General features: G+C 41.8%; 18 protein-coding genes. 13 read left to right on the top strand and 5 right to left on the bottom strand.

Translation table 11 applies throughout. The features are described from left to right. Positions 1-57 precede the first annotated feature (57 nt). Genes AC3ISE_RS19275 through AC3ISE_RS19265 form a run of 3 tightly spaced genes read left to right on the top strand, consistent with a single transcriptional unit; the run spans position 58 to position 1,906 of the window. Positions 58-867, top strand: coding sequence for an ABC transporter ATP-binding protein (locus AC3ISE_RS19275; protein WP_309194237.1), 810 nt, complete (start codon positions 58-60; stop codon positions 865-867). A gap of 2 nt (positions 868-869) precedes the next feature. Beyond that, a complete protein-coding gene (locus AC3ISE_RS19270; RefSeq protein WP_489222205.1) occupies positions 870-1,616 on the top strand; it encodes an IucA/IucC family C-terminal-domain containing protein in 747 nt (248 codons plus the stop codon). A 23-nt stretch (positions 1,617-1,639) separates the two neighbouring features. After that, on the top strand, positions 1,640-1,906 hold the full coding sequence (locus tag AC3ISE_RS19265; RefSeq protein WP_489222204.1) for a DUF2573 family protein: 267 nt from the start codon (positions 1,640-1,642) through the stop codon (positions 1,904-1,906). Between the two features lie 42 nt (positions 1,907-1,948). On the opposite strand, the gene AC3ISE_RS19260 is transcribed toward AC3ISE_RS19265, so the two are convergent. After that, a complete protein-coding gene (locus tag AC3ISE_RS19260) occupies positions 1,949-2,173 on the bottom strand; it encodes a hypothetical protein (protein ID WP_489222203.1) in 225 nt (74 codons plus the stop codon). A gap of 121 nt (positions 2,174-2,294) precedes the next feature. On the opposite strand from AC3ISE_RS19260, the gene AC3ISE_RS19255 reads away from it, so the two are divergent. Together AC3ISE_RS19255 and AC3ISE_RS19250 are read left to right on the top strand one after the other, a co-directional pair. Further along, positions 2,295-2,837 (top strand): GNAT family N-acetyltransferase, encoded by a 543-nt coding sequence (locus AC3ISE_RS19255; RefSeq protein WP_489222202.1) that lies wholly within the window; start codon positions 2,295-2,297, stop codon positions 2,835-2,837. A gap of 89 nt (positions 2,838-2,926) precedes the next feature. Further along, positions 2,927-3,643, top strand: a complete 717-nt coding sequence (locus AC3ISE_RS19250) for a gamma-glutamyl-gamma-aminobutyrate hydrolase family protein (protein ID WP_489222201.1) — start codon at positions 2,927-2,929, stop codon at positions 3,641-3,643. A gap of 343 nt (positions 3,644-3,986) precedes the next feature. Here the strand turns inward: AC3ISE_RS19250 and AC3ISE_RS19245 are convergent, their stop codons facing one another. Together AC3ISE_RS19245 and AC3ISE_RS19240 are read right to left on the bottom strand one after the other, a co-directional pair. Further along, on the bottom strand, positions 3,987-4,325 hold the full coding sequence (locus AC3ISE_RS19245) for a spore coat protein (protein ID WP_133312510.1): 339 nt from the start codon (positions 4,323-4,325) through the stop codon (positions 3,987-3,989). A gap of 12 nt (positions 4,326-4,337) precedes the next feature. Next, positions 4,338-4,607, bottom strand: a complete 270-nt coding sequence (locus AC3ISE_RS19240; RefSeq protein WP_070874751.1) for a hypothetical protein — start codon at positions 4,605-4,607, stop codon at positions 4,338-4,340. 177 nt (positions 4,608-4,784) lie between these two features. Here AC3ISE_RS19240 and AC3ISE_RS19235 point away from each other — a divergent pair, with 177 nt between their 5' ends. Next, a complete protein-coding gene (locus AC3ISE_RS19235; RefSeq protein ID WP_489222200.1) occupies positions 4,785-5,702 on the top strand; it encodes a proline dehydrogenase family protein in 918 nt (305 codons plus the stop codon). 41 nt (positions 5,703-5,743) lie between these two features. On the opposite strand, the gene AC3ISE_RS19230 is transcribed toward AC3ISE_RS19235, so the two are convergent. Together AC3ISE_RS19230 and AC3ISE_RS19225 are read right to left on the bottom strand one after the other, a co-directional pair. Then, complete coding sequence (locus tag AC3ISE_RS19230) at positions 5,744-6,550, bottom strand: alpha/beta fold hydrolase (RefSeq protein ID WP_489222199.1); 807 nt, start codon at positions 6,548-6,550, stop codon at positions 5,744-5,746. Positions 6,551-6,680: 130 nt separating this feature from the next. Next, positions 6,681-6,830 (bottom strand): YuzL family protein, encoded by a 150-nt coding sequence (locus AC3ISE_RS19225; protein WP_083328076.1) that lies wholly within the window; start codon positions 6,828-6,830, stop codon positions 6,681-6,683. A gap of 202 nt (positions 6,831-7,032) precedes the next feature. Here AC3ISE_RS19225 and AC3ISE_RS19220 point away from each other — a divergent pair, with 202 nt between their 5' ends. The 7 genes from AC3ISE_RS19220 to AC3ISE_RS19190 all read left to right on the top strand — a co-directional run bounded on the left by AC3ISE_RS19220 (position 7,033) and on the right by AC3ISE_RS19190 (position 14,405). Continuing rightward, on the top strand, positions 7,033-9,417 hold the full coding sequence (locus tag AC3ISE_RS19220) for a 3-hydroxyacyl-CoA dehydrogenase/enoyl-CoA hydratase family protein (RefSeq protein WP_489222198.1): 2,385 nt from the start codon (positions 7,033-7,035) through the stop codon (positions 9,415-9,417). A 14-nt stretch (positions 9,418-9,431) separates the two neighbouring features. Next, complete coding sequence (locus tag AC3ISE_RS19215) at positions 9,432-10,607, top strand: acetyl-CoA C-acetyltransferase (RefSeq protein WP_070874742.1); 1,176 nt, start codon at positions 9,432-9,434, stop codon at positions 10,605-10,607. Positions 10,608-10,880: 273 nt separating this feature from the next. Further along, the gene (locus AC3ISE_RS19210) at positions 10,881-12,665 is read left to right on the top strand and encodes an acyl-CoA dehydrogenase FadE (protein ID WP_489222197.1); all 1,785 of its coding nucleotides are present in this window, start codon (positions 10,881-10,883) and stop codon (positions 12,663-12,665) included. Positions 12,666-12,819: 154 nt separating this feature from the next. Beyond that, entirely contained in the window at positions 12,820-13,182 is a 363-nt protein-coding gene (locus AC3ISE_RS19205; protein ID WP_489222196.1) for an arsenate reductase family protein, read from the top strand. Between the two features lie 58 nt (positions 13,183-13,240). Then, positions 13,241-13,624 (top strand): glycine cleavage system protein GcvH, encoded by a 384-nt coding sequence (gene gcvH, locus AC3ISE_RS19200; protein ID WP_070874736.1) that lies wholly within the window; start codon positions 13,241-13,243, stop codon positions 13,622-13,624. A 53-nt stretch (positions 13,625-13,677) separates the two neighbouring features. Continuing rightward, on the top strand, positions 13,678-13,923 hold the full coding sequence (locus tag AC3ISE_RS19195) for a YusG family protein (RefSeq protein ID WP_309194248.1): 246 nt from the start codon (positions 13,678-13,680) through the stop codon (positions 13,921-13,923). 134 nt (positions 13,924-14,057) lie between these two features. Then, positions 14,058-14,405, top strand: a complete 348-nt coding sequence (locus tag AC3ISE_RS19190) for a toprim domain-containing protein (protein ID WP_489222195.1) — start codon at positions 14,058-14,060, stop codon at positions 14,403-14,405. Positions 14,406-14,408 lie beyond the last annotated feature (3 nt).

The following is a 14,408-nucleotide window of genomic DNA, read 5'->3' as shown; positions in this document are numbered from 1 at the left end:
ATAAATTCACCCCTCAGCCAATAATGAACCCTTATGTGAAAAGGAGCTGGATTGTCAATGACAGCAATTAAAACAAAGGCGCTCACATTGTCATATGGAGAAACAACCATTATAGATGAGCTCGATTTAGATATCCCAAAAGGCGAAATAACGGTATTCATCGGCAGCAACGGCTGCGGAAAATCAACCCTTCTGCGTTCAATAGCACGGCTTTTAAAACCTGAAAAAGGCGCAGTTCTTTTAGAAGGTGAAGCTATTGCGAAGCTGCCTACAAAGGAAGTGGCTAAGAAACTTGCCATTTTGCCTCAAGGTCCTGCTGCACCTGAAGGTCTGACGGTGCTTCAGCTTGTCAAGCAAGGCCGATATCCTTATCAAAACTGGCTTAAACAATGGACCGAAAAAGATGAGCAGGCAGTGATGAGCGCGTTAGAGTCTACGGGAATGCTTGAATTGGCAGAAAGACCAGTCGATTCATTGTCTGGCGGACAGCGCCAGCGCGCCTGGATTGCCATGACTCTAGCACAGGATACGGATATCATTTTACTTGATGAACCAACGACTTATTTAGATATGACTCATCAAATTGAAATCCTGGATCTCTTATTTGAGCTGAATGAAAAAGAACAGCGAACGATTGTAATGGTTCTTCATGATCTGAATTTAGCTTGCCGCTATGCACACCATATTGTTGCCATTAAGGATAAGCAAATCTATGCTGAAGGCAGACCGGAACATGTCATTAACTGCAATCTTGTGAAGGATGTTTTTCAAATGAACTGCGAAGTAACAATGGATCCTCTGTTTGGAACACCTCTTTGCATTCCGCATGGCAGGGGCAGATGCATCATTAAAGAGGCGGCAATATAATTATGAACCATTTTACAAAAGAAGAACTAGGGCATTTATCGAGATTCAGGCTGGGTTTGGAACGAAATGATTCAGTCTTATCGGTAGATGCAGCAAACCTGCTGCATCCTGATTTTCTCTCGCGATATTTGATGGAGATCCAGCCGAGAATTCATTCAGACAGATTAAATGTTACTGGGTCTATGCTTGTAAAACGGTATGCCTTCCTTGCAGCGATGGCTCTTTTCTCTATGACTGTTTTCGGGAAAAAACTGAATACGGACCCTGCAAATCTTTCACTTGTGACGGATGATGAGGATCCATTATGGCTGCCGTCTTTTTACTTCCGTTCGATGGAATGTATTCCCGTTTCTGAAAGCAGAGAAGCGTGGAGAGACGAATTGCTGAGAGATTTATTCCGGGACCATATTAGCAAACTCATTTTGATTGTGGCTAAGGAAGCAAGAATTTCCAAGCTGATACTTTGGGAGAATGTCGTCCTCTATGTTGTATGGATGTACGATACGCTGCTTGCAAACAAACCTGAGTATGTTACGATAGAGCAAATACAAGCGGATTATCTGTATGTAGTGAATGAAGCAGACGGAGAACTTTTCGGAGAAGGAATGAAAAACCCTTTCTTGCCTTTCTATAGGGAACCAGGGCAAGCAGCAAAAGCGCCGAAACTTAGACAAACATGCTGTCTTTACTATCTGACTTCAGAAAAAAGAGATCGCTGCAGTACTTGTCCGAAGCATTGTTTAACATAATGGATGATTAGGAGGAGATCTTGTTGAAGGAAGATCTTAAAGAACCGCTGAATGGCCTAATTGAAAAATATACAGAACTGCTTCTTGGAGAGGCGACGCCAGTACTTCAGGAAAAAGTAAAAAACTGGGTGATCTATTCACATATCGCGAAATCCATGCCGCCTCTTGTAAAGCATTGGAACGATACGTATCCTGCAGAAAAAGAAAAGGTAAAACAGCTTATTGCAGAAATCAAGCAGCTGAATGAACAGCATCGGGAAAAATCACAGATGAATAATAAAGAATCATAATTAATCTCAGAGAACGAATGAACAGCTCTGGGATTTTTTGTTTTATTCGGCAGAATAGTCTTTTGCAGTTTTTTTTGTAAAGAAATAGTAAACAGGCAAGCTTAGGAAAAAGGGTATGACAGAACCTGAAACCGCTTTAATTGTACCATCCTGATAGGTGACTGTGTGTTCCCACTTCAGCCAGACGATTTCAAATGCATAGCCAATCACATATAAGAGACCCACAGAAAAGAGATATAGAAATACAGATGCCGCATAATATTTCATTCGAAATCAACTCCAGTATTTTCCTTTATTGTGATTATACTGTATATTTTGAAAGAGTGAAAGAATGGAAAAATCTTTCATCAGTGAATAAATTCTTGCAAAAATGGGGGACTTACCAATCATGTGTCAGTCAATAGCAATTATCCGTCCAATTGAAACGAAGGATCTTATTCATTTATGGGAGATCAAGTATAAAGATGAGCACCCTGAGTGGAAGAAATGGGATGCTCCTTATTTTGAACATAAAAATCTTACTCTGACAGACTTTCTTTCACAGAAAGACAGTATCGTAGATCAAGAGGATTACTGGGCCATCGTTGCCGGTGACAAAATTATCGGCACAGTAAGCTATTATTGGGAGCATGAGCCTTCACTATGGCTTGAAATGGGGATAGGCATTTATGATCCCTCTTATTGGAACGAGGGATATGGAACGAAAGCCTTCCGTTTATGGATCGATCACTTATTTGAGACATTGCCTATTGTAAGAGTCGGCTACACCACATGGTCCGGAAATATAAGGATGATTAAAGTGGGAGAAAAGCTTGGCATGACAGTAGAGGGGCGCATGAGAAAGTGCAGAGTGGTAAATGGAGAATACTATGATTCCATCAGAATCGGTTTATTGCGGGAAGAGTGGGAAGAACGGCCTGAAAAAAGGTAAATTTTTAAAATGATAAAAAACGGGTTCGACCAGGGAATGAGAGGGGTATAGATAGAAGAAGAGTAATTCCCAGGGAGAGTGAACACAAAATGGACCAATCAAGACCAGTTATCGGCATATCAAGCTCAGTAGTAGATCACGGAGATATTCCGAGCGTGCATGTGCATCAAAAATATATTAGTTCTGTCATTGGGGCTGGAGGGATTCCAGTTGTTATTCCGCTAATAGACGATGAAATGGCAAAAGTTATCGTATCAAAATGCGACGGCTTTATACTAAGCGGCGGGGAGGATGTGGACCCTCATTCTTACGGGGAGGACCCAGATCCAAAACTTAGAAAAACAAACGGTGTGCGGGATGAAATGGAAACAGCCGTTGTGAAATATGCGAAAGAAACCAAAAAACCTGTATTTGGAATTTGCCGGGGCATTGCGATGCTGAACGCAGCTCTCGGAGGTACGGTCACACAGGATATCGAGAGTACTTACGAGAATCCAATAAAGCATTATCAAACAGCAGACCGCCCGAATCCAACTCATGAAATCACGGTTGAAAAAGGCAGCAAACTGCAGGACATTTTCGGAACGGATACGGTCCGTGTGAACAGTATGCACCATCAGGCAGTCGGAAAGCTTGCAGATGGGCTAGTTGCAACAGCTAAAGCGTCAGATGGGATCGTAGAAGGACTTGAAGGAACTGACAGCGAGTGGTATGTACTTGCCGTTCAATGGCACCCTGAAGAAATGGCCGCCCATGATGAGGCGATGCATAACCTGTTTAAAACATTTGTGGATAACTGCAAATAAAAAAGAAAGCGGCATAGTGCTGCTTTCTTTTTTATTTGGGCTTTTCATAGTTGGCCCTCGGCGAGAACGACTCCGCAAGCAGTGGCAAAAAGCGCCTTTACTGTCGGGTCGCCTGCGCTAAACAGTCGGTTCCGCTTTTCTTATTGTCCAGCTCCAACGCCCAGCTCCTCGGCCGATCCTTATCTGTCTGCCTGCGCTAAACGGGCGATTCCGCTTTTCGGTGATGTCTAGCTCCACCTCCTAACTCCTCGGCCAGAACGGCTCCGCCAGCAAAGGCAAAAAGCGCCTTTACTGTCGGATCCTTATCTGTCTGTCGGAGCTAAACAGTCGGTTCCGCTTTTCGTTATTGAAGATAAGGTGATTGCTGCTGCAGGTAATTAGCGAACTGCTGGTGGGATTGCTGCAGTTTTTGGCTGTCTGCCGCTTCGAGCTTGTACCAGCCGTTTTTGTACATGAGATTATATAATTCTCTTTGGCAATTTTGAGTCTCGTTGAAGATCCCCTGAATATCCTGATAAAGAGAATCATGGCTCATTTCATTTAGGGCTGTGCAATAAGAATCTGTCATATATTTTTCAGTAGCCAGCAGTTCATTGATAAAGTCCCGGTCATTCATTTGAGGGGTTTTAGGTACTTGTGTTTCAGGGTTGCCGATTTTGTTCTGGTTCTGATTATTATTCATCCTGCACCTCTCCTACTGAAGCTGTGTTCCGTATGCTTCCTGATTTGGATTTAAATGAGTCAAAATTTTAGAATAATGCTGTTCGTGCATCTTTCCAACCTTCTCAAGCTCGCTTTTTAATTGCTGATCACTGCATTGTCCCGCAAAGAAGTGAGCTTTTTTCATGGCAAGCAAATTCCACGAAAGCATATCTGTTAAGTAAAGGTGATCTTTAGTCGTAATGACTGATGGCGGCTGCTGCATCATGCCTTGCTGCGTGCCTGTATTCTGCTGTTGTTGCATGGGTATAACCTCCTTCAAACATTTTCTTCCTTATCGTTCCTCATCCTAGAAATCCTATACGGAAATTAGGTGACAAATCTCGGGCAACTAAAGGTAAATAATATTCAAACTATTTTAAATATGATAAAGTAACAGATAATTCTTGGTTAATGCGCCAAACAGAGTGGAGGACTTCAAATGGAGCAATTACTTCGAAGTTTTTTCTTGTTTTTATCAAAGAATAAAAGAATGACAAAGGCTGCAAAGAGATATGGTCTAAGATTTGGAGCAGCACGCTTTGTTGCCGGTGAAACGATTGAACTTGCAGCAGCTGCCATAAAAAAGCTGAATGAAAAAAATTTAGATGTGACAATTGATTATTTGGGTGAATTCGTCGATAACGAAGCGGAAGCAAATGAAATGGCGAATCAAACCATTCAAGCAATAGAAGCAATAGGCAGAGAAAATCTGCGGTCACAGCTTTCCTTAAAGATGACCTCCATGGGACTTGATATCTCAGATGAGGCGGTACTTAGAAATATGCGGCGGATTCTGGATGCGGCAAAGATAAATAATGTTTTTATCACCATTGATATGGAAGACTATTCGCGGTGCGGGAAAACCATCAAAATCTTTAAAACCTTGAAGAAAGAGTACGATAATGTCGGAACGGTGATTCAGGCATATCTGTACAGAACGGTTAAAGATATTGAAGATCTGAATCCGCTTCACCCAAATTTGCGACTTGTTAAGGGAGCATACAAAGAATCTCCGCGTGTAGCTTTTCCTGAAAAAAAAGATGTTGACGAAAATTTTAAGAAAATCATCAAAATGCATTTGCTAAATGGAAATTATACAGCAGTTGCTACTCATGATGATGCGATCATTGAATTTACAAAACGATTTGTAAAGGAAAATAACATTCCGAGTGATCACTTTGAATTTCAAATGCTGTATGGCATCAGACCGGAACGTCAGCTCGAACTGGTGAAGGAAGGATATAAGATGAGGGTATATGTCCCATACGGCACAGACTGGTACGGTTACTTTATGCGCCGTCTTGCTGAACGGCCGGCAAACGTTGCTTTCGTACTGAAAGGGATGCTTAAGAAATAATAAAAAACGCTCAGGAACCTGAGCGTTTTTCCGTATGAAGATTATTGTTCTAAAAATCGGAAAAGTTCACTGTTGAATTTCTCTTTTTCATCAAAAAACAAACCATGTCCGCTGTTTTCAAAAGGAATAACAAATGAATACTGAATACCGTCACTCATTGCCTCAGTGAACTCAAACGGACAGATCTGATCTTTCTTCCCGTGGAAAATGGCAGTCGGAACATTTACTTTTGCCAAATCAGAGCGGACGTCTTCATCACGCAATGCTTCCGCAGATTTAATTGTTGCATAGGAAGATGCCTCAAGTCCGAGGCCATGGAACCATTCTTTAAATTCTTCGGAAAGCTTGCTTCCAAAGAACATATTTCCGAACTCTGCAAGCATGGCCGGTCTGTCTGTTTGAAGGTTTGTGATAATATCATCTGTTTCTTCCTTGGATAACCCGTAAGGATAATCATCTCTTTGGGTGAACAGAGGTGCAGCTGCCGCAAGCAGCATTAACTTAGAAACCTTATGTCCTGCGTGTCTTGCCATATATCTTACGGCAATCGGTCCACCCATCGAAAACCCGGCAAGCACGACATTTTCAAGTTTCAAATCATCAATAACCGCTTTAACATCGTCCGCCATTGTGTCATAATCATAACCATCTTTTGTGCGGTCTGATTTTCCATATCCCCTTAGATCGATGCCGATAAAGCGGTAGCCTTTTTCAGGAAGCTCATTCAGCTGATATTCAAACATTTTATGATTCACTGGCCATCCATGCAGGAATACGACTGGCTGTCCTTCTCCAATATCTTCAGCAAATATTTTTACGCCTTTTTCTACTTCGATAAAGTGTCCCATGTTTAATCCTCTTTTCCTTCAAAAGTTTATATGTAAGAAAATGTACCCTGTTCCGAATGCCATAAAACGAAAGACAGAGAGTTTTGCTTTAAAAAAAGCCGATTCTCATAAGAATCAGCTTTCATTTGCCTTATTCATGTCCCATGTTTTTCTTTCCATATTGCTGATTTGTACTAGAGCGTTTGCCCCCGCCATCCATCTCGTTTGTTGGACCAGAGCTGCCTTTTACGCTTGATGCACTTACTCCTGCTTTAGATGGCTGTTTCTTTAATCTTGCCATAATTGGTCACCTCCTGGCTTTTATCCTTCCCGCAGCTGCTTTTTTTCATGCTGTCTGCAATTAATATGTGAATTTTTTGTAAATGTATTGAACAAATTTTCGAAATCTTTTATATTAGTATATAGAGGAATTGATTCCTGACTATTTTTTTCATCAAAAAATGAATGAGCATTCATTCAAAACGACAAAAGGGGGAGCATTCATGGTCCAGCGAATTAAAAAAGCTGCAGTTTTAGGATCTGGTGTAATGGGTTCGGGAATTGCTGCACACTTGGCAAATATCGGAATCCCTGTATTATTGCTTGATATTGTACCGCGCTCACTTACGGATAGCGAAGAGAAGAAAGGACTTTCTTTGGAAGATCATTCTGTCAGAAACCGAATCTCGAGCGAATCCATCCAAAAGTTATTAAAACAAAAGCCGGCTCCGCTGACTGCAAAGGAAAATCTCTCATTGATCGAAGCGGGTAACTTCGAAGATGACATGCACAGATTGTCTGAAGCTGATTGGATTATTGAGGTAGTCGTTGAAAACTTAGACATAAAGAAAAAAGTCTTTACATTAGTCGATCAATATAGAAAACAAGGAAGCATTGTCAGCTCTAATACATCGGGTATTTCTGTCGAGGCAATGGCTGAGGGAAGATCTGAGGATTTTCAAAAGCATTTTCTCGGAACACATTTCTTCAATCCGCCGCGCTATTTAAAATTGCTCGAAGTTATTCCAACTAAAGCAACATCACCAGAGGTTTTATCTTTCATTAAAACATTCGGGGAAGATGTGCTCGGCAAAGGCGTCGTTGAAGCGAAAGACACTCCAAACTTCATCGCAAACCGAATTGGAACGTACGGTCTGCTTGTCACTGTTCAGGAAATGCTGAAAGGAAAATACAGTGTAGGTGAAGTGGATTCTGTAACAGGACCGCTGATCGGACGCCCGAAAAGCGCCACGTTCAGAACACTTGATGTTGTGGGACTTGACACATTTGCACATGTAGCAAAAAACGTATATGACCAAGTTGAAGGCAGTGAAAAAGCGGTCTTCGAAATTCCTGAATTTATGAAGAAAATGCTCGAAAATGGCTGGCTTGGAAGCAAATCAGGCCAGGGATTCTTCAAAAAAGAAGGAAAAGAGATTCTTGAACTGAATCCAGATACGCTCGAATATGGAGAAAGAAAAAAATTAAAGAGCCAAAGCATTGAGATGGCAAAACAGGCAAAAGGTGCAGCAGCTAAAATGAAAGCGCTTATCTACACTGGCGACAGAGCTGGCCAATTGCTTTGGAATATTACAAGTCCGACTCTCCTTTATTCAGCAGAATTATTGAGTGAGATCGCAGATGACATCGTTGCGATAGATGAAGCAATGAAATGGGGCTTTGGCTGGCAGTATGGTCCATTTGAGACATGGGATGCCATCGGGCTCTCAAAGTCAGCTGCAAAAATGGAAGCTGAAGGCCACAGTGTTCCGTCATGGATTAAAGACATGCTTGAGCGAGGATTTACTTCTTTCTATAAAAAAGAAGATGGCATCTCTTATTTTTATCATGATGGAGATTACAGACGCATTCAGCAAAACGAAAAAGTCCTTGATTTAAAAGAGATTAAAGAGAAAAAAGGGGTCATTAAAAAGAACAGCGGTGCAAGCTTAATCGACATTGGAGATGATGTTGCACTTCTTGAATTCCATTCACCAAACAATGCAATCGGCATGGACATCATTCAAATGATTAATTTCTCCATCGATGAAGTAAGCAAAAATTACAAAGGGCTTGTCATCGGAAATCAGGGCAAGAACTTCTGTGTCGGAGCAAACCTTGCGATGATTTTAATGGAAGCCCAAGATGATAACTATTTTGAAGTGGACATGGTTGTCCGCCACTTCCAGCAGGCAATGATGAAGATTAAATACAGTTCTAAACCGGTTGTAGCAGCCCCGTTTGGCATGACGCTTGGCGGCGGAGCTGAAATCTGTCTTCCGGCAGCACACATTCAGGCTTCAAGTGAAACCTACATGGGATTAGTAGAAGCAGGTGTTGGTTTAATCCCGGGCGGAGGCGGCAACAAAGAGCTTTACATTAAACTTCTGAACAGCATCCCGAAAGGTGTAGACTTCGATCTTCAGAATGTTGCAAATAAAGTCTTTGAAACAATCGCTATGGCTAAGGTTTCAGCCTCAGCTGCTGAAGCACGAAACAATTTCTTCTTAAATGAAAGTGACTCAGTAAGCTTTAATGGAGACCATCTCCTTCATGATGCAAAGCTAAAAGTCATTGAACTGTTTGATAAAGGATATAAAGCACCTGTCCGCAAAAAGGTTCCGGTTGTAGGCGAAACAGGTTACGCAGCATTGCTGCTTGGCGCACAATCCATGCTTCAATCCGGCTTTATTTCAGAGCATGATCTAAAAATCGCGAAAAAACTTGCATATGTCATTGCAGGCGGCAAGGTGCCATTTGGTACTGAAGTGGATGAACAATACCTGCTGGATTTAGAAAGAGAAGCTTTCCTGAGCCTGGTTCAAGAGGGCAAATCACAGCAAAGAATGCAGCACATGCTTGTTAAAGGGAAACCACTACGTAATTAGGAGGGGGCACTGTTATGAGAGAAGCGGTCATTGTAGCAGGTGCGAGAACACCTGTAGGAAGAGCGAAAAAAGGATCACTTGCAACTGTCAGACCAGATGATTTAGGGGCTCTCGTTGTAAAAGAAACGCTGAAGCGTGCCGGGGGCTATGAAGGAAATATAGATGATTTAATTATCGGTTGTGCCATGCCTGAAGCAGAGCAGGGATTAAACTTGGCGCGAAACATCGGAGCGCTGGCGGGACTGCCTTACACAGTTCCTGCCATTACCGTAAACCGCTACTGCTCATCAGGATTGCAGAGTATTGCATATGCAGCAGAAAAAATTATGCTTGGCCATTCAGATACGGCGATTGCAGGCGGCGCAGAATCAATGAGCATGGTTCCGATGATGGGTCATGTTGTCCGTCCAAATGCAAATCTGGCTGAAACTGCTCCTGAATATTACATGGGAATGGGCCATACAGCAGAGCAGGTAGCAAGAAAATACGGCGTCAGCCGTGAAGATCAGGATGCATTCGCGGTCCGCAGCCATGAGCGCGCTGCAAGAGCCATCCAAGAAGGCAAATTTGATGATGAAATTGTTGCAGTAGATGTTACACAAAGAAGTGTAGGCAGTGACAATAAGCTTCAGGAAAAACAGTTCCAATTCTCGAGAGATGAAGGTGTTCGTCCTGGAACGAGCATGCAGATTCTTGCGAATTTAAGACCTGCATTTTCTGTTAAGGGATCGGTTACTGCAGGAAACTCATCACAAACAAGTGACGGGGCTGCGGCAGTGATGGTAATGGACCGTGAAAAGGCAGATGCACTCGGACTTCAGTCGCTTGTAAAATTCAGATCCTTCGCTGTTGGCGGAGTTCCGCCTGAGGTAATGGGAATTGGGCCAATTGAAGCGATTCCGCGTGCGTTAAAACAAGCTGGACTAAGCTTATCTGACATTGGACTTTTTGAACTGAACGAAGCATTTGCCTCTCAGTCAATTCAGGTAATCAGAGAACTTGGCTTAGATGAAGATAAAGTAAATGTGAACGGCGGTGCGATTGCACTCGGCCATCCGCTCGGCTGTACAGGAGCAAAATTAACGCTTTCTCTTATTCATGAAATGAAGCGCCGAAATGAACAATTTGGAATTGTTACTATGTGCATCGGCGGTGGAATGGGTGCAGCAGGCGTATTTGAATTAATTTAATAAATGCTCTTTTCGTAAACTTTGTTGCTATCGAATTAAATTTCAAAAGGACTAAATGATAAAAACCTTAAGTGGATTGCAGCGGAAGGAACTTGACTCCTGCGGGAAATAGAGCAAATTGGGAGACCCCGCAGGCACGTCGAGGAGGCTCCCATGCTCCCCGCGGAAAGCAAGTTCCTCTCGCTGCAAGAAACGGACAACATTTAGAATGAAAAACAACAATCCAGGCTAAAACAACCATTTAATTAAATTTAGTAAACGGGGGAACCAATCATGTCTAAAACGACTGAAAATGTAATCAAAGGCGGCAGCTTTTTATTAGATGATGTGACTTTTGAAAGTGTATTTACTCCTGAGGATTTCACAGATGAGCATAAAATGATTGCTAAAACGACAGAGGATTTTGTTGTAAATGATGTTTTGCCGCACTTAGAAGATATTGAGAATCATCAATTTGATAAATCTGTGAAGCTGCTTAAGCAAGCAGGCGATCTTGGACTGCTTGGAGCAGATGTTCCTGAAGAATACGGCGGACTTGGACTTGATAAAATCAGTTCAGCTTTGATCACAGAAAAATTTGCGCGTGCAGGCAGCTTTTCATTATCCTACGGAGCACATGTAGGCATCGGATCTCTTCCAATTGTGCTCTTCGGCAATGAAGAACAAAAGCAGCAATATCTGCCTGACCTTGCAACGGGCCAGCGCATTGCAGCTTACGCATTGACTGAGCCGGGTTCTGGATCAGATGCACTTGGTGCAAGAGCAACTGCAAGACTGAATGCTGAAGGAACTCACTATGTCTTGAATGGAGAAAAGCAATGGATTACAAACTCAGGCTTTGCTGATGTTTTTGTAGTCTATGCAAAAGTTGACGGCGAGCATTTCTCAGCTTTCATTGTAGAAAAAGAATACCCTGGCGTATCAACAGGTCCAGAAGAAAAGAAGATGGGAATCAAAGGTTCATCGACTAGAACTCTTATTCTTGAAGATGCGATGGTTCCAAAAGAAAATCTATTAGGTGACCTTGGAAAAGGCCATGTTATCGCCTTTAATATCCTTAACATCGGAAGATATAAATTAGCGGTAGGTACAATCGGCGGATCAAAACGCATTATTGATGTCTCTGTTCAATATGCGAATCAGCGCCAGCAATTTAAAACGCCAATCAGCAGCTTCTCGCTGATCCAGGAAAAACTGGCTAATATGGCTTCTAAAACCTATGCAATGGAGAGCTCTGTTTACCGTACAGTAGGATTGTTTGAAGACCGCATGAGCCGCTTGACTCCTGAAGAGGTAAAAGACGGGAAAGAAGTAGCTGCTTCCATTGCTGAATATGCGATCGAGTGCTCTTTAAATAAAGTATTGGGATCTGAAACGCTGGATTATGTAGTGGACGAAGGTGTTCAAATCCATGGCGGATACGGATTTATGGCAGAATATGAAGTGGAAAGAGCGTACCGTGATTCCCGTATTAACCGTATCTTTGAAGGAACAAATGAAATTAACCGCCTATTAGTGCCGGGAACGTATTTGCGCAAAGCAATGAAAGGCGAATTGCCATTGCTGCAAAAGGCTCAAGCTCTGCAGGAAGAGTTAATGATGCTAATGCCGGAAGAAGTTGGCGAAGGCGTTCTTGAGCAAGAAAAACATTTATTGAAAAATGCTAAAAAAATCGGCTTAATGATCGCTGGACTTGCTGCACAAAAGTATGGCCAGTCATTGCAGAAGGAGCAGGAAGTATTAGTGAACATTGCAGATATCGTAAGCAATATTTATGCAATGGAATCAGCGATTCTTCGCACTGAAAAAGCAATCAGCAAAGCAGGAGAAGCAAAGAGTGCTCAAAAACTTCTCTACACTCAAGTATATTGCCAGGAAGCATTTAATGAAATTGAAGCACATGCAAAAGAATCTTTAGTTGCGATCGAGCAGGGGGATACACTCCGCATGATGATTTCAGCACTAAGAAAATTCACGCGTCACACTCCGATCAACGTGATTGCTAAAAAACGTGAGATTGCAGCTGCATTAATTGAAGAAAATGGTTACCGCGCTTAAGCAGACTGTAAGTAATAGACCTTTTCCAGTAACGGAAAAGGTCTTATTTCTTTGGGAAATCTGGAAATTCCAAGATAGAAACTTGTGATTATGATTGTCCAAATGATTGTGGTAAAATAATGTTGTTCAATTACGGTTGCAGGTGGTGAAAAGAGTGGCTCTTACGTTTTACTGGTATCCAAAATGCGGTACATGCCGAAAAGCAAAGAAGTGGTTTGAAGATCACAATTTGCAGGTAGAAGATGTACATATTGTCGAAAATCCACCGACAAAAGAAGAATTAAAAACGATGCTTGATAACAGCGGACTAGAAGTAAAAAAATTTTTTAATACCAGCGGTCAAAAATACCGTGAATTAGGCATGAAAGAAAAGGTTGCTTCTTTATCTGACGATGAACTGCTTGAGATTCTGGCATCAGACGGCATGCTTATCAAAAGGCCATTAACAACAGACGGCAAGAAGGTTACCGTCGGCTTTAAAGAAGATCAATATGAAGAAGCATGGGGAAAGAAGTAGAAGACTTACACTTCGGTCTTTTTACAAATAAACATGATAAAACTTGGAGGTAATAAAAATGAACACACCAAAAGAACTTCGTTATTCTGAAGAGCACGAATGGGTTAAAGTTGAAGGAGAAAAAGTACGTATCGGGATCACTGATTTTGCTCAATCAGAACTTGGGGATATTGTATTTGTTGAGCTTCCTGAAGTTGGAGATGAAATTAAAGCAGACGAGCCTTTCGGAAGCGTTGAATCTGTAAAAACGGTTTCTGAGCTTTACGCGCCAATCAGCGGAAAAGTTGTAGAAATCAATGAAGATCTCGATGACAGCCCAGAATTTGTAAATGAGTCACCTTACGAAAAAGCATGGATGATCGTGATTGAGCCTAGCAATGTGAGTGATGTTGACAGCTTAATGACAGCTGAGCAATATGTGGAAATGACAAACGAAGACTGATAAAGGACATAGAACAAGGACACCCTAAGTTATAAAAAGGAGGGTGTTCAAGTATGTCTTTCGAAAAGAAACGTTTAGATATTACAGACCGGGTTACAGGACGTTTTTCGGCTGGTCAAATGAACTTGTTTTTTGAAAAAGAGCAAATTGGCACAATGTCTTTTGGTCAAAATGGAAATCAGGTTTCATTGAAAAATGGATATGAAGAAGAAAACCATTCCTTTTTCCAGTATGCAGACGTTTTATCAAAACAAGATGAAAAGTATGTAGATTGTGACGAAGAAAACGGCTGGTGCTAATCGAATGGCAGTGGAATGAAATGTTCCGCTGCCATTTTTGTTCAATTTATTTCTTTTCATTTCATTTAAGAAACAACCTCATGCAATTCGAATAGGTTATAAGATAACACATACTGACTGAATAGGTGATGGCGATGTCTGCAATTGAGGTTGAAAAGGTCATAATAGTTGAAGGAACATCTGACAAACGCAAGGTTCTTAATGTTGTAAATGAACCTGTGGAAATCATCTGTACGAATGGGACAATAAGCCTTACACGTTTAGACGAAATGATTGATGAGCTGTTTTATCGGGATGTATATGTGCTCGTCGACTCAGATGAATCAGGGGATCGCCTTAGAAAACAATTCAAGCGGGAACTGCCCGAAGCTGCGCATTTATTTATAGATAAAATGTACCGTGAAGTTGCGACTGCACCTGATCAGCATGTTGCTGCAGTGCTTTTAAGCGCAAATATTGATGTTCAGGCGAAATACTTATAATTT

The sequence above is a fragment of the Metabacillus sp. KH_069 genome, from assembly GCF_057838075.1.
Note: the sequence above shows the minus strand (reverse complement) of the source record. Positions and strands in the feature narration are given on the sequence as shown.

Bases quoted from the DNA above. Each gene is read 5' to 3' on its own strand.
- AC3ISE_RS19240 (WP_070874751.1), bottom strand. From the start codon at position 4,607: ATGCAACAACAGCAGAATACAGGCACGCAGCAAGGCATGATGCAGCAG.
- AC3ISE_RS19260 (WP_489222203.1), bottom strand. From the start codon at position 2,173: ATGAAATATTATGCGGCATCTGTATTTCTATATCTCTTTTCTGTGGGT.
- AC3ISE_RS19255 (WP_489222202.1), top strand. From the start codon at position 2,295: ATGTGTCAGTCAATAGCAATTATCCGTCCAATTGAAACGAAGGATCTT.
- gcvH (WP_070874736.1), top strand. From the start codon at position 13,241: ATGAACACACCAAAAGAACTTCGTTATTCTGAAGAGCACGAATGGGTT.
- AC3ISE_RS19275 (WP_309194237.1), top strand. From the start codon at position 58: ATGACAGCAATTAAAACAAAGGCGCTCACATTGTCATATGGAGAAACA.
- AC3ISE_RS19210 (WP_489222197.1), top strand. From the start codon at position 10,881: ATGTCTAAAACGACTGAAAATGTAATCAAAGGCGGCAGCTTTTTATTA.
- AC3ISE_RS19250 (WP_489222201.1), top strand. From the start codon at position 2,927: ATGGACCAATCAAGACCAGTTATCGGCATATCAAGCTCAGTAGTAGAT.
- AC3ISE_RS19190 (WP_489222195.1), top strand. From the start codon at position 14,058: ATGTCTGCAATTGAGGTTGAAAAGGTCATAATAGTTGAAGGAACATCT.
- AC3ISE_RS19245 (WP_133312510.1), bottom strand. From the start codon at position 4,325: ATGAATAATAATCAGAACCAGAACAAAATCGGCAACCCTGAAACACAA.
- AC3ISE_RS19220 (WP_489222198.1), top strand. From the start codon at position 7,033: ATGGTCCAGCGAATTAAAAAAGCTGCAGTTTTAGGATCTGGTGTAATG.
- AC3ISE_RS19270 (WP_489222205.1), top strand. From the start codon at position 870: ATGAACCATTTTACAAAAGAAGAACTAGGGCATTTATCGAGATTCAGG.
- AC3ISE_RS19235 (WP_489222200.1), top strand. From the start codon at position 4,785: ATGGAGCAATTACTTCGAAGTTTTTTCTTGTTTTTATCAAAGAATAAA.
- AC3ISE_RS19195 (WP_309194248.1), top strand. From the start codon at position 13,678: ATGTCTTTCGAAAAGAAACGTTTAGATATTACAGACCGGGTTACAGGA.
- AC3ISE_RS19230 (WP_489222199.1), bottom strand. From the start codon at position 6,550: ATGGGACACTTTATCGAAGTAGAAAAAGGCGTAAAAATATTTGCTGAA.
- AC3ISE_RS19215 (WP_070874742.1), top strand. From the start codon at position 9,432: ATGAGAGAAGCGGTCATTGTAGCAGGTGCGAGAACACCTGTAGGAAGA.
- AC3ISE_RS19225 (WP_083328076.1), bottom strand. From the start codon at position 6,830: ATGGCAAGATTAAAGAAACAGCCATCTAAAGCAGGAGTAAGTGCATCA.